Source organism: Pseudomonas sp. PDM09 (assembly GCF_014852305.1).
Lineage (GTDB): Bacteria > Pseudomonadota > Gammaproteobacteria > Pseudomonadales > Pseudomonadaceae > Aquipseudomonas.
In genome coordinates, this window is sequence record NZ_JACVBI010000005.1 from 179299 (window position 1) to 191917 (window position 12619).

The 12619-nt window shown below is 60.1% G+C and carries 13 protein-coding genes and 1 pseudogene; 7 read left to right on the forward strand and 7 right to left on the reverse strand.

What is annotated here, in order from left to right:
- Positions 1–16 precede the first annotated feature (16 nt).
- The 3 genes and pseudogenes from IB250_RS14315 to IB250_RS29060 all read left to right on the forward strand — a co-directional run bounded on the left by IB250_RS14315 (position 17) and on the right by IB250_RS29060 (position 2399).
- On the forward strand, positions 17–814 hold the full coding sequence (locus IB250_RS14315; RefSeq protein ID WP_192344565.1) for a transporter substrate-binding domain-containing protein: 798 nt from the start codon (positions 17–19) through the stop codon (positions 812–814).
- A 154-nt stretch (positions 815–968) separates the two neighbouring features.
- A pseudogene (locus tag IB250_RS29055) lies at positions 969–1466 on the forward strand (amino acid ABC transporter permease); the annotation flags it as partial.
- Positions 1467–1532: 66 nt separating this feature from the next.
- Positions 1533–2399: an amino acid ABC transporter ATP-binding protein gene (locus IB250_RS29060; RefSeq protein ID WP_412548345.1), complete on the forward strand. Its 867-nt coding sequence runs from the start codon at positions 1533–1535 to the stop codon at positions 2397–2399.
- Positions 2400–2451: 52 nt separating this feature from the next.
- Here IB250_RS29060 and IB250_RS14325 read toward each other — a convergent pair whose 3' ends face one another.
- The 7 genes from IB250_RS14325 to IB250_RS14355 all read right to left on the reverse strand — a co-directional run bounded on the left by IB250_RS14325 (position 2452) and on the right by IB250_RS14355 (position 8751).
- Positions 2452–3216, reverse strand: coding sequence for a substrate-binding periplasmic protein (locus IB250_RS14325; RefSeq protein WP_192344758.1), 765 nt, complete (start codon positions 3214–3216; stop codon positions 2452–2454).
- Positions 3217–3347: 131 nt separating this feature from the next.
- On the reverse strand, positions 3348–4046 hold the full coding sequence (locus IB250_RS14330; RefSeq protein WP_318652692.1) for an alpha/beta hydrolase: 699 nt from the start codon (positions 4044–4046) through the stop codon (positions 3348–3350).
- A gap of 101 nt (positions 4047–4147) precedes the next feature.
- Entirely contained in the window at positions 4148–5371 is a 1224-nt protein-coding gene (locus IB250_RS14335) for a DUF3422 domain-containing protein (RefSeq protein ID WP_192344567.1), read from the reverse strand.
- 203 nt (positions 5372–5574) lie between these two features.
- Entirely contained in the window at positions 5575–6789 is a 1215-nt protein-coding gene (locus IB250_RS14340) for a pyridoxal phosphate-dependent aminotransferase (protein ID WP_192344568.1), read from the reverse strand.
- On the reverse strand, positions 6786–7424 hold the full coding sequence (locus IB250_RS14345) for an RraA family protein (protein WP_192344569.1): 639 nt from the start codon (positions 7422–7424) through the stop codon (positions 6786–6788). Before IB250_RS14345 ends, IB250_RS14340 begins: the two co-directional genes overlap by 4 nt.
- Positions 7424–8086 (reverse strand): RraA family protein, encoded by a 663-nt coding sequence (locus IB250_RS14350; protein ID WP_192344570.1) that lies wholly within the window; start codon positions 8084–8086, stop codon positions 7424–7426. Before IB250_RS14350 ends, IB250_RS14345 begins: the two co-directional genes overlap by 1 nt.
- Positions 8083–8751: an RraA family protein gene (locus IB250_RS14355; protein WP_192344571.1), complete on the reverse strand. Its 669-nt coding sequence runs from the start codon at positions 8749–8751 to the stop codon at positions 8083–8085. Before IB250_RS14355 ends, IB250_RS14350 begins: the two co-directional genes overlap by 4 nt.
- A gap of 105 nt (positions 8752–8856) precedes the next feature.
- Between IB250_RS14355 and IB250_RS14360 the strand changes: the two genes are divergently transcribed.
- From IB250_RS14360 to IB250_RS14375, 4 genes are all read left to right on the forward strand, one after another.
- Entirely contained in the window at positions 8857–9750 is an 894-nt protein-coding gene (locus IB250_RS14360) for a LysR family transcriptional regulator (RefSeq protein WP_192344572.1), read from the forward strand.
- A 199-nt stretch (positions 9751–9949) separates the two neighbouring features.
- Positions 9950–10768: an alpha/beta fold hydrolase gene (locus IB250_RS14365; protein ID WP_192344573.1), complete on the forward strand. Its 819-nt coding sequence runs from the start codon at positions 9950–9952 to the stop codon at positions 10766–10768.
- A gap of 176 nt (positions 10769–10944) precedes the next feature.
- Positions 10945–11832 (forward strand): universal stress protein, encoded by an 888-nt coding sequence (locus tag IB250_RS14370; protein ID WP_192344574.1) that lies wholly within the window; start codon positions 10945–10947, stop codon positions 11830–11832.
- 81 nt (positions 11833–11913) lie between these two features.
- Positions 11914–12618, forward strand: coding sequence for a phosphoribosyltransferase (locus tag IB250_RS14375; protein WP_192344575.1), 705 nt, complete (start codon positions 11914–11916; stop codon positions 12616–12618).
- Position 12619: the final 1 nt, after the last annotated feature.

Sequence of the window (12619 nt, forward strand, 5' to 3'; positions counted from 1 at the left end):
AACGGAGCTTCCCACGATGAAAAGCCACTACGCCCTGAGCAAACTGAGCCTGCTCGCCGCCGGCCTGTTCTGCGCCAACGCCGCCTTCGCCAGCACCGCGACCCCCGGTGTGTTGAAGGTCGGTATGGAAATCACCTACCCGCCGTTCGAGTCCTACGACGCTGACAAGAATGTGGTCGGCTCCGACCCTGAGTTGGCTCATTCCCTGGCCAAGGCGATGGACGTCAAGGCCAACTTCGTCGATACCAAGTTTCCCAATCTGATCAACGGCCTCAACGCCGGGCATTACGACGCGATCATTTCCGGCATGTACATCACTCCCGAACGCCAGCTCCAGGCCCGCACCATCGCCTATGCCAACACCGGCGCCGCGATCATGGTGCCCAAGGGCAGTGAATTGACCCCGCAGGTTCCCGAGGACTTGTGCGGCCTGAAGATCGGCCTGGAGCAGGGCACCACTTGGGTGGCCAAGTTCAACCAGTTGTCCAGCGACTACTGCGTGCCGAACAACAAAGGCGCCATCACCGTCAACGAGTACCCCTCGGCTCCCGAAGTGACGCAGGCGCTGCTCTCGAAGAACATTCAGGCGCAGGTGGAAATCGCCGGTGCCGCGCACATGATCGCCCAGCGCACCAACGGGCGGGTCGTGGTCAGTTCGCAGAAGCTGGTTTATCCGCAGACCTTGGGCATCTACGTGAAGAAAGACGCCGACGCTACCTATCAGGCGCTAGTCAAAGCCCTGGCCGACAGTAAAGCCAGCGGTGAGTACACCGCCATTCTCAAAAAATATGATCTGGAACCGGTCTCCGAGTAATGGCTGAAACCGCGCCCTCGGTCGAGGGCGCGGCTCGTACGAGGTGTCTATGCAATTCGACTGGTCTTACTTTATTTCGCTGTTCTCCAAGACTGACTTCTGGGCGGCGAGCCTGACCGTCATCGAACTGAGTGCCCTGGCCTGGTTCCTGGGGATGGTGCTGGGCTTCGTTCTGGCATCAGCCAAGTTGTCCAGCTTGCCCTGGCTGCGCATGCCGGCGTCACTCTATATCTGGTTCTTTCGCAGCATTCCGCTGCTGGTGCTGGTGGTCTTCATCTACAACCTGCCGCAGTTGCTACCCGGTGCCGGGCCGATCCTGTCAGTACCGTTCTATTCCGGCTTGTTGGCGCTGGTGGTCACTGAGGCCGCCTACATGGCCGAAATTCATCGTGGCGGACTGATCTCGGTCGCCAAGGGGCAGAAGGAAGCCGGCCGTGCTCTGGGTATCGGCCTGTTCGGCCTGCAACGGTTGATTGTGATTCCCCAGGCGTTTCGCATCTCACTGCCGACCTTGATCAATGAATACATTACGGTGGTCAAACTGACCTCGTTGATCTCGGTGATTTCACTGACCGAGCTGCTGACTGTGGGTCAGCGCCTGTATGCCCAGAACTTCCTGGTGATGGAAACCCTGGCGGCCGTGGGCGTGTACTACGTGCTGATCGTCACTGTGTTCGGCTTCGCCCTGCAGCGTCTGGAGCGCTACCTGGACCTCAACATGCGGACACCGCAAACCCTCGATAGCGCCTCTACAAAAGTACTGCATGACAGTCTGGCGCCTGTCGCAACGAGCACGTTCAACCCCCCGGCCAAAGGCGCCGCCCCAGCCCTGCAACTGCAGGGCGTGCACAAACGCTACGGCGATCATCATGTGCTCAAGGGCATCGACCTGAAGGTACAAAGTGGCCAGGTGATTTCTATTATCGGCCCGTCGGGCTCCGGCAAGACCTCACTGATTCGTACGATCAATGGCCTGGAGCACATCGATCAAGGCGAAATCCTGTTGTTCGGGGAAAGCTTCATCAATGCCGGGGACAAACCGGATGGCCGTCGGGTTCGTCAGGGCGTACGGCGCATCGGCATGGTGTTCCAGAACTTCAACCTGTTCCCTCACCGGACACTGCTGGACAACATCAGCCTCGCTCCCCGTTATCATGGCATCGGCCGCGCACTGAGCGAGCAACTCGCCTGCCAGTTGCTCGACAAGGTCGGCTTGTTGGCGCACGTCCACAAATATCCGCATCAACTGTCCGGGGGCCAGCAACAGCGCGTGGCTATTGCCCGGGCCATGGCCATGGACCCGGACATCCTGTTGTTCGACGAACCCACCTCGGCGCTGGATCCGGAGCTGGTCGGCGAGGTGCTTACGGTCATCAGCAATTTGGCCCGGGAAGGCATGACCCTGCTGATCGTCACCCATGAGATGGACTTTGCCCTGTCGATTTCCGACCGGGTGATCTTCATGGACAACGGCTACATACAGCTGGATGCCTCGCCACAGGCGATCCGCGAGGAGCCTGAGGCTCATCGAGTGCGGCGGTTCATGGGGTTGCAGGAGCCAGCGCAGGAGGTATGTCTGTCTTGAATGGGTTTAGCCGCCCCGGCAATACGCAGACTGCGCGGCGCTGGCGGTTCCGTTATTGCGACAAATAGCTCTGTTGTATACGCGCCAGGGTGCCGTCATCGCGAAGCTTTTCAACCGCCTTGCGCAGGTCTTGCACCAGTTGAGCAGAGCAAAGCCTGGAGCAAGCCAGGTAGAGCTCCGCGCTGCTCATGACCGGGCTCATGAACAGTTTGCGTTCAGACATCTTCGGCCAGATGTATCGACTCTCGGGAACACCGTTGAACCAGGCATCAATGCGACCTTTCAAGAGCATCTGCGCGGGGTTGTCGCCAATGGTCAGGGGGTAGATCTGATCGTCGCTGAAGCCTTGTGCACGCAGGATTTCCTCCTGCGCACTACCGAGGCCGACGCCGATCACCCGGTAGGTTTTTTTCGCTTGCGCGAAGCTGCTCACCGGCCGGTCGAGGCTGAAAAAAGCGCGCTCCATGGGCATGATCGACGCGATCCAGGTGAAGTGATCTTCGCGTTCAGACGTGCGAGACAAGGGGGCTATCAGAAGATCCTGCTTCTCGCTGACGTGTTTTTGTGATCGGGCCCAGGGAAGCACATGGACATGAGCGACATAGCCAGCGTTGGCAATGGCTGTCAGGACGGCTTCTCCGACCATTCCGTGACCCTTGGCGTCATCGACAAACGTCAGTGGCGGAGCGTCAGGGATATACAGTTCGAGCGGCAAGGGGGCGCCACACGCGTTATAGGCAATCAGCAGCGATCCCGACAGAAAAAATCTGCAAAGTGCTTTTGCGTAGGCATTTAATACCCATGAGCTTGCGCTCATGGTTGATAGTTCAGGCATTGAGCGTAGAAGGGCGCCACAAGTCACCAGTGGATCACAAGGGGGGGATGAGTCTACCGGCCGTTGTTCATTATTGGATACGGTATCGCCCCGCATTCTACGCAAACTTGAGGTCAGGTCACATCTTCCCCCAGGTGCCGAAGGAGGAAGGCGCTGATCTGGTCCAGTGCCCGGCGGGCTTCTTCGAGTTGATCGCTCATGGTCTGGAAGACATGAATCATTCCCGGCCAGACGTCCAGGTGTACCGCCACTTCGGCGCTGGCCAGGCGGCTGGCGAGCCGGGTTGAATCATCCAGCAGGCATTCCCGGCTGCCCACCTGGATCAGCACTGGCGGTAGACCCTGAAGGTCACCGTATAAGGGGGATGCCAACGGATTCAGTGGCTCGGCGCCCTGTAGATAGGTGTCGGGCATAATGGTCTTGCCAGCAAGCGGGCCGAGCAATGGATCTCGAGCCTTCTGCAAATTCCACGACTCTCCGGTCTGAGCCATGTCCACCCAAGGCGACATCACTGCCGCAGCCGCGGGCAGCGGCAAACCAGCGGCCTTGGCAGCCAGCATCAGAGCCATGCACAGACCGCCGCCGGCACTGTCGCCGGCCAGCACCAGATGCTCGGCGTTCACACCGTTTTCGAGGAGTGCACGGTAAACATCCAGAGCGTCCTCTACGGCGGCCGGGAAAGGGTGCTCCGGGGCCAGGCGGTAATCGATGCACAGGGTACGAATCCGGCTGCGGGCTGCCAATTGGCTGGTGAGCGGGCGATAGGCCTGGGCACTGCCGAATGAACTGATTCTGTTTGTTAACGATTTTATGGATCCATTGGCGTGGTTTTAGCCCTCTGACAAGCCAGCCGGATCCGTAGCGGATCATCCCGGATGTCAGCTTCGGAATCGGTCGATTCTGGTGCCGCGTATCAATGCTCTTTGGCTTTCCTGATCCTGATCAAAATAAACAGCAGGACGCAGAGCGCGAGCGGAGTCATGGCTAGCAAAGCGTCTCTCGCGGAAATGTCCGCGCCCATGACGTGCAGCCCCGAGTAGAACAGCTTGAACAGGCTTAACAAGTAATAGGTGATGGCGATAATCGACAAGCCTTCGACGGCGCGCTGGATTTTGATTTGAGTATCGGCGCGGGCGTTCAGGCTCTTCAGGATTTCCGAGTTCTGCTCTTCCATTTCGACCTGGACACGGGCCTGCAACAAGTCCCCGAGGTTGGCCACGCTTTCAGCCAGTTGCTCCAGGCGCTGTTCGGTGACGGCGCAGTATCTGACCGTGGGTTTGAAGCGCCTTTCGATGAAGATACCCAGTCGCTGGCAATCACCCACATGACTTTCGCGCAGTTCACCCAGGCGTTCGAAAACCAGCTGTGCATAGGCTTGGGTGGCGCTGAAGCGGTGTCGGGTTTTTGCGCTGCTGCTGACCACTTGCGCCGACAGGTTGGCAATGTCGGTCAGCAACGCTTTCGCATTTCCGGTATCGGGGCCGGCGTTACGTTCCGAAAGGTTGACCAGGGTCTTGTCGAAGACGTTGAGCTGAGTGCTCAAGGCTTTCGCGGTGATGAGTGAAAGCGAAGCCATCATTCGGTAGGTTTCGATTTCCAGCAGGCGGCGGATCATCCGTCCCAGGCGATAGGCATTCAGGCGTTTGTTAATGAAAAGAAAACGGTTGGTGCCATCCTCGCTCAGGCGAAAGTCGCTCCAGACCGTCGCATCGCCACCACCGATGCAAGAGCCGCTGGGATCCTTGAATCCATAAACGGACAGATCGCCGGAAAAAGACGTATCGGTGCGCACCACAATCTGCACAGCGTTGATCACGTGCTGCATGAAAGGCTCGACCCGGTCCATCAAGGCCCTGGGTGGCGGGCTCCAGCATGGCTCGTGACTGGAGGAGGGCACCACCAGCGTCAGCGTCAGGAACTCTGCGTGCCGTTCCCACTTCAAGGCATGGCCCTCCAACTCGGTGATGCCCTGGGCTGCATCCGGGTCGACGGGGCCGGGGCAGCAGTGACTCAGCAAGGTGTCGCACTGCCCGTCATTCGCCAGAAACGCCAGATGAAACACGTGGGCGGGCTCGTCGAAATACAGAGAAGGGCGCGCGTGCAACTCGTTGTGCAGGATCAGTCTTTGCGGGTGCATGCTGTTTGGGCCATGTTGGAGTTGTTTGTTCTTGGGACTGGATGATGAATACCCGAGTCACAAACAAAGCCTGGCGATTGCCCAATGCCCGTCAGCCAAGCGCAGTACATGTGGGAGCGGGCTTGCTCGCGAAGGCGGTGGCACAGTCAGCATTGATGTTGCCTGACACGCCGCTTTCGCGAGCAAGCCCGCTCCCACAGGTTTTAACGCAACGTTGTACAGAACGCCCGAATCGCCTCGCAGGCCTGGTGCAACGAAGCGTCATCCAGCGCATAGGCAATGCGAATGTAGGGGCCAAGACCAAATGCACTGCCATGCACCACCGCCACGTCCGCTTCGTCGAGCAGCGCATGGGCGACATCTTCGTCGGTGTGCAGTACTCGACCGACGGGCGAGGTTCGGCCGATCAGCCCCGCACAAGAGACGAACGCATAGAACGCACCCGCCGGGCTCACGCATTCCAGTCCCGGCGTGTCGTTCAGTAGCGTCACCATCAAATCGCGACGAGCCTGGAAAGCGGCACGGCTTTCGCGGATGAAGTCTTTCGACCCCTCCAGCGCGGCGAGTGCGGCTTGCTGCGAAACCGAGCTCGCGCCCGAGGTCTGCTGGCCCTGCAGCTTCTCCATGGCCTCCAGCAACCAGCGCGGCCCGGTGGCAAAACCGATGCGCCAACCGGTCATGGCGTAGGCCTTGGAGACACCGTTCATGGTCAGGGTTCGCGGCGCCAGTCGTGGCTCCACCTGGGCCAGGGTGTAGAACGCTTGATCGTCGAAGATCAGGTGTTCATAGATGTCATCGACCAGAATCAACACGTGGGGATGATCCAGCAACACAGCCGCCAGGGCACGAAGTTCCGTCTCGCTGTACACCGCGCCGGTCGGGTTGGACGGCGAATTTAGAATTAACCAACGGGTCTGCGGGGTGATCGCGGCAGCCAGTGCCCTGGGCGTCAGTTTGAAACCCGTACCGGCATCGCACATGACGATCCGCGCTTCACCGCCGCACAGTTGCACCATTTCCGGGTAACTGACCCAGTACGGCGCCGGCACGATGACCTGGTCGCCCTCGTTGAGGGTGGCGGCCAGGGCGTTGTAGATCACCTGTTTGCCACCGTTGCAAACCAGCGTGTCTTGCCAGCTCACGTCCAGACCATTTTCGCGGCGGAACTTGGCCGCCACCGCTTCTCGCAACGAGCGCACACCGGCCACCTGGGTGTAGCGGGTGTGGCCATGCTCGATGGCGTGAATGGCCGCTTCACGCACATGTTTGGGGGTATCGAAATCGGGCTCGCCGGCACACAGCGAAATGATCTTCGCCCCTTGTGCCCGGCGTTCCGCCACTCGATCCATGATCCGATAAGTCGCCGAGGGCTGTGCGCTGGCCAGGCGTTGGTTGAGGCGCTGAATGTCGATGCTCATGCCCGGGTTCTCCAGTCTGTCAGGTTCATCAGTTCCAGGGTCGAGCGGCCTTCGGTCAGCGCCTGCATCATCTGTGTTTCCTTGCTCGCGCGCGCTTCGCCTTCGGCGAGGGTACGTGCTGCATCGGCCTTGGGGATGATGATCACGCCGTCGTCGTCAGCCACCACCAGGTCGCCCTGTGCCACGAAAGCACCATTGAAATTGAACGGTTGTCCCACCGAGGGTGCGCTGGCCTTGACCGTGCCTTTCACCGAGATGCCACGGGCAAATACCGGGAACTGGCGTTTCTTCAACGCAGCGATATCGCGTACGCCGCCATCGATTACCAAACCGACCACGCCCGCCGCTTCGGCCGCGACGGTGAGCACCTCGCCCCAATAACCGGCGATGAAACCGCCCGTGCCCACGACCAGTACGCTGCCACGGGGTACCTGCTCCATCGCCAGATGCAGGGCCAGGTTATCGCCCGGCGAACATTCCAGCGGGTAGGCGGGGGCGGCGATAAAGGCGCCGTCCCAGATCGGGCGGATCGCACTGTCAACCGCGCAGGGCAGATGGGACGCTTCATACAGCGTCGAGGTGCCCAGTACTTTTGCCCGCGCGCGAAAATCCGGGGGGAAGGGGAGCGTGGTCATCAGATTTTCCTCTGCAGATTGTGGTAACCCAATGCAGCACGGGCTTCCTTGAGGGTTTTGCCTTGAGCGATCAGGGCGCGAATGTCGGCTTCGACCGATTCGATCTGGCGGGCACATGCCGCCACTTCAGCGGCACGGGCGCGAGGCACGATTACCACGCCGTTGGCATCGGCGACCACGATGTCACGGGAGCAGACCCGTGCCGTGCCGATGGACACCGGCTGGTTGACCGACTGCACTTGCACGCGGTCTTTGCCAGTACGCATGAAGCGACCTTTGCTGAAGATCGGGTAGCCATCCCCCAGCGCCTTGTTCACATCACGGCACACCCCGTCGATGACCGTGGCGGCGATCTGTCGAGTGCCGGCGTACTGGGTCATGATGTCGCCCCAAACGGTGCAGTCGGTACGGCCGCCGTTGTCGATCACCACCACGTCGCCGGGTGCGACATCTTCGATGAAATCACCCACCGTGCCCGGCGGAACACTGGCCGAGACGTACTGCACGGTGAACGCCGGTCCGACGATGACCTTGCGGTAATTGTCCAGCGGCGCCACGCCGAGGCATTGTCCGGGCAGGCCGAGCTTGTCCAGCGCATCGGAGACGCCAGGAGTGTCGAGGCCTTCAAACAAGGCGACCAGGGTTTGATCTTCAAGATTCATCGGGCGTGCTCCACGCGAATCGCTTCGAACCGGGTGTCGTGCATCACCTCGGCCACCGAGCGGCCGCTGCGCACGGCCTCGACCATGCCGTCTTGGCGGCGGGCGATGCGCTCGCCAAGGTCGATGACCTTTTCGATATAGATTTGGGGGACGAATACGGTTCCGCAGGTATCGGCAATGACATAGTCATCCTCGCTGACGTCGACACCGGCCACCTTGATCGTCACCGCGGCATCGATCTGCACCACCCGGTTGCGCGCACTGATCATGGTCACGCCACGGCCATAAACCGGGTAACCAATCGCTTCGCTGCCGTCGATGTCGCGGCTGAAACCGTCGATCACCGTGCCGCGTACGTGCTTGCCGGCCGCCGCGTTGGCGAGGATGTCGCCCCAGCAGGAGATACCTTCGATGCCGCCGGCGATCACCAATACACGATCGTCGCTGTCGATCTGTTCAACCACCGGGGTAATCAGGTGCACGGTCGGGACGGTGTCGGATTTGGGCGCCAGCAAGACGGTACTGGCGCGGCCGACGATCTTCGGGCAGTTCCACAGCGGGCGTAGCCCCACGGTGGCGCCCGGCAGGCCGAGGAAGTCGAGCGCATCGGAGACCGTGTTGGTATCCAGCGCCGCCAAGCGATCCAGCAAACTTTTATTGATCATGGGAAAGCCCCAGTGGTGACGGAGGCGCCCAGTGTCGGCGAGACTATTTGATAGGTATATTACTAATCACAGAAGCGTTACATACGTTAAACCTATGGATTAACCATGATCAATTTCCGCTTGATTCGTCACCTCTGGTTGTTCCTGGCCGTTGCCGAAGAACAGAATTTCGGCCGCGCCGCCAAACGCTTGGGAATGTCCCAGCCACCGTTAAGCGAGCAGATTCAGGTGCTGGAGCAGGCGCTCAAGGTCAAGCTGTTCGACCGCTCGCGGCGGGGAGCGAAACTGACCCCGGTAGGCGCCGCGATCCTGCCGGCGGTGCGCAAGTTCGCCGAGCAACTGGAGCGCCTGGAACTGGCCGTGGAAGAGGCGGTGGCGGGGCAGTCGGGGATGTTGACTGTCGGCGCGATTTCCACGGCGATGTTCGATGTGTTGCCCGGGTTGATCGAGCAGCTGAAGGTCGATTACCCGCACCTCACCGTGTCCGTGCGGGAGATCGACAGCGTCGAAGCCGTGCCTGCGCTGGAAGCCGGGGACATCGACCTGGCCTTCGCCCGTCTGGACGGCGACCTGGGCGCCTCGATCAAGTCACTGCCACTGACCGAGGATCGCCTGGTCGTGGCTTTGCCCAGCGATCACCCATTGGCTTCGCGCAAGCGCATCAGCCTGTCGAGCCTGGCCACCGAGCCCTTGGTGATGTTTTCCCGAAAGGTCAGCCCGGTGTACTTCGACAATCTGATCGCAACCTGCCGCGCCAGTGGATTTTCCCCGCGCGTGCTGCATGAAGTGCGCTCCGTCGCGTCGCAAATCGCTTTCGTCAGTTGTGGACAGGGCATCGCCCTGGTGCCGGCGTCGCTGAAAAAACTGGCCCCCGATAATGTGGTGTTGCGACCACTGAGCCAGCCGCTCAATGTGGTGACGACAGCGGTGGCCTGGAACGCCGATCGGCTCAATCCGCTGGTGGAGGAGGTGGTTGCTCGGCTCACCAAGCGTGTTTGATAGGTTTGACCTATGACGGTATTCCCGAATGAGGAATTTACAGAAGGACCGATCCCCGCGAAATTGACGGCCTGCTGTGGCGAGGGAGCTTGCTCCCGCTTGAGTGCGCACCACTCACAAAAAACAGGCAATGTTTGTCAGATTTCCGGGACCGCTATGCAGCCCGGCGGTCACCCTTTTCGCTCAAGGAATCCATCACGTGTCCAAACCTGAAACCTTCACTCAAGCGCACATCCCTCTGACGGTGGAGGGCGTCCGGCTGAACATCGCCACCCTTCACCGCGACGGTGTCCTGGCGCCGATTGTGTTCCTGCATGGGTTTGGCTCGACCAAGGAAGACTACGCCGACGTCGTGCAGCAGGCCGCCTTCGCCGGTCATCCTTTCGTCGCTTATGACGCACCGGGTTGCGGCGAAAGCCAGTGCGGCGACCTTTCGCGGATTTCCATCCCTTTTCTGCTGAAGACCGCCTTGCAGATGCTGGAGCATTTCGGTATCGAACGCTTTCATCTGGTCGGCCATTCCATGGGCGGACTGACCGCACTGATGCTGGCTCATCAATGCCCGGACCGGGTACTCAGCTTCGTCGACATCGAGGGCAACATCGCCCCGGAGGACTGCTTCCTCAGCCGGCAGATCGTCGATTACCCGACGGACGATCCCGAGGTGTTTTTCGCCGCCTTCATCGAACGCGCCCGACACGCCCCGGCTCATGCCAGTGCGCTTTATTCCGCAAGCTTGCGGCACAAGGTTCGTGCCGGAGCGGTACGCGGGATCTTCGAGTCGATGGTCGATCTTTCCGACAACGCCGACTTGATGAACAAGTTCCTCGGCCTGCCATGCCCGCGCATGTTCATGTACGGCGAGCAGAACGCTTCATTGTCCTATCTGCCGCATATCCAGGCCCAAGGCGTGCGGTTGGCGCCGATCGCGCAGTGCGGGCATTTCCCCATGTATTCCAACCCGATCGCGATGTGGCAGCAGATTGCCGATTTTCAGGCGAACGGCCATCGCGTATGAGTCTGCTATGGGATGCACAGCAGCGTTGTGAACTATTCTTCTCAAGTGGCCCTTTCAAATGCCTCATTCAAGGGAGTTGATATAAATCAACGCTTAAGAGGCTTTAAGGGACGAATCTGGGCCTGATGCTGGATTCTCGAGCCGGCGTCGAGAATCAACCTGTCTGGAGTCTGCCCATGAGCCAGTATCAACGGTTATTACTGATCATCAACCCGCTGCTGCGCCATTCTCCTGCGATAAACCATGGCGCTGCCCTGGCCAAGGCCAGCGGGGCGAGCTTGCACATCGCCGGCCTGATTCCCTCGTTGGACATTCTGTCGCTGCTCGAAGAAGGCGACCGCAAAATGGCTCGGGCGACCTACCTGCAGGAGCACCGCGACTGGCTCGATGAACAAGCGGAAAAGATGCGAGGCCGGGGGATTGAGGTGACAACCGACGTTGCATGGGCCGACAACATGCGTCAGGACATTCTTGAGCATGTCACGCAAATGCAACCCGATCTGTTGATCAAGCAAGTGCAGCATGAACCCGTGCTCAAGCGCGCGTTCTTCACGCCGCTGGATTGGCGTTTGTTGCGCCATTGTCCGGTCCCGGTTTATCTGGTGGGGGGTGAATGCCATGCCTTGCCGCAGAAGGTGGTGGCCGCGGTTGACGTGTCAGACACCGAGCCTTCGAACAGTGAACTCAATGACCGGATCATCTTGCAGGCGTCGGGCCTTGCGCTGCAGTGCAATGCCGAGTTGCATCTGCTGTACGCCTGTGACATTTCGGCGGCTTTTCTGGCGGATCTGGGCGGCGGTCTGACGCTCTCGGAGCTGACCAGGGAGTTGCGCAACGACCTGGAAGCGTCATTTCTCAAGCTGGCCGCCCGATTCGGTGTCCCCCCTGAGTGTCGGCATTTCATTATGGGGCAACCGGTCTCAGTGCTGAGTGAGTTCGCCCACGTGCATCAAGTGGATGTGGTAGTGATGGGCAGAGCTCAATACCGTGGTCTGGAGCGGCTGCTTGGCAGCACCACCGAACATATTCTGTATCAGGTGCCTTGCAGCATTCTGGCGGTCTAGGGGCGGGCGCCCTGATCGGAATGATGGCCGCCGTCAAACGAACGCCCGTTTTTGGGGCTCCCGCCCCAAGGAGGTTTTCAAATGACTAGTCCTTCATTGCAAACCATCTTGCATGACCGGGTGGATGCCGGCCGAGGCCTGGTGGAGCCGTTGCTCAAATACGCTAAAAGAGCCGATGTCATCGTTCTCGCCTTACCCCGTGGCGGCGTTCCGGTGGCCTATGAAGTCGCCACGGCCCTGGAGGTTCGCCTGGACCTGATGCTGGTGCGCAAGTTGGGAGTACCGACCCACCAGGAGTTCGCCATGGGCGCAATTGCCAGTGGCGGCATACAAATCGTCAACGAAGATGCGCTGCGGGCTAACGGTATTGATCAACGCACGCTCGATGCCGTGGTTGCAAAGGAAACGCAGGAGTTGTTGCGTCGCGAGCAGCTATACCGGGCATCACGTGCACCTGTTGCGCTCAAGGATCAAGTGGTGATTCTGATTGATGACGGCCTGGCGACAGGCGCCACGATGATGGCCGCGATACAGGCCGCGCGCCTGCAAGCGCCATCGCGCATCGTCGTTGCCGTGCCGGTGGCACCGGTTGAGACGGCAGAGGCGCTGCGCGATGAAGTGGACGAGCTGATTTGCCCGCTCATCCCCGACTGGATGATCTCGATCGGGCATTGGTACACGGATTTTTCGCAGACATCGGACGAAGAGGTCATCGATCTTCTGCACCGGGCCTGGCAACGAGAGTCCGGTTCGGGCGACTCATTTCAGAACGGTTCCGGTATTTGAG

Bases quoted from the DNA above. Each gene is read 5' to 3' on its own strand.
- IB250_RS14315 (WP_192344565.1), top strand. From the start codon at position 17: ATGAAAAGCCACTACGCCCTGAGCAAACTGAGCCTGCTCGCCGCCGGC.
- IB250_RS29060 (WP_412548345.1), top strand. From the start codon at position 1,533: ATGCGGACACCGCAAACCCTCGATAGCGCCTCTACAAAAGTACTGCAT.
- IB250_RS14325 (WP_192344758.1), bottom strand. From the start codon at position 3,216: ATGAGCGCAAGCTCATGGGTATTAAATGCCTACGCAAAAGCACTTTGC.
- IB250_RS14335 (WP_192344567.1), bottom strand. From the start codon at position 5,371: ATGCACCCGCAAAGACTGATCCTGCACAACGAGTTGCACGCGCGCCCT.
- IB250_RS14340 (WP_192344568.1), bottom strand. From the start codon at position 6,789: ATGAGCATCGACATTCAGCGCCTCAACCAACGCCTGGCCAGCGCACAG.
- IB250_RS14345 (WP_192344569.1), bottom strand. From the start codon at position 7,424: ATGACCACGCTCCCCTTCCCCCCGGATTTTCGCGCGCGGGCAAAAGTA.
- IB250_RS14350 (WP_192344570.1), bottom strand. From the start codon at position 8,086: ATGAATCTTGAAGATCAAACCCTGGTCGCCTTGTTTGAAGGCCTCGAC.
- IB250_RS14355 (WP_192344571.1), bottom strand. From the start codon at position 8,751: ATGATCAATAAAAGTTTGCTGGATCGCTTGGCGGCGCTGGATACCAAC.
- IB250_RS14360 (WP_192344572.1), top strand. From the start codon at position 8,857: ATGATCAATTTCCGCTTGATTCGTCACCTCTGGTTGTTCCTGGCCGTT.
- IB250_RS14370 (WP_192344574.1), top strand. From the start codon at position 10,945: ATGAGCCAGTATCAACGGTTATTACTGATCATCAACCCGCTGCTGCGC.
- IB250_RS14375 (WP_192344575.1), top strand. From the start codon at position 11,914: ATGACTAGTCCTTCATTGCAAACCATCTTGCATGACCGGGTGGATGCC.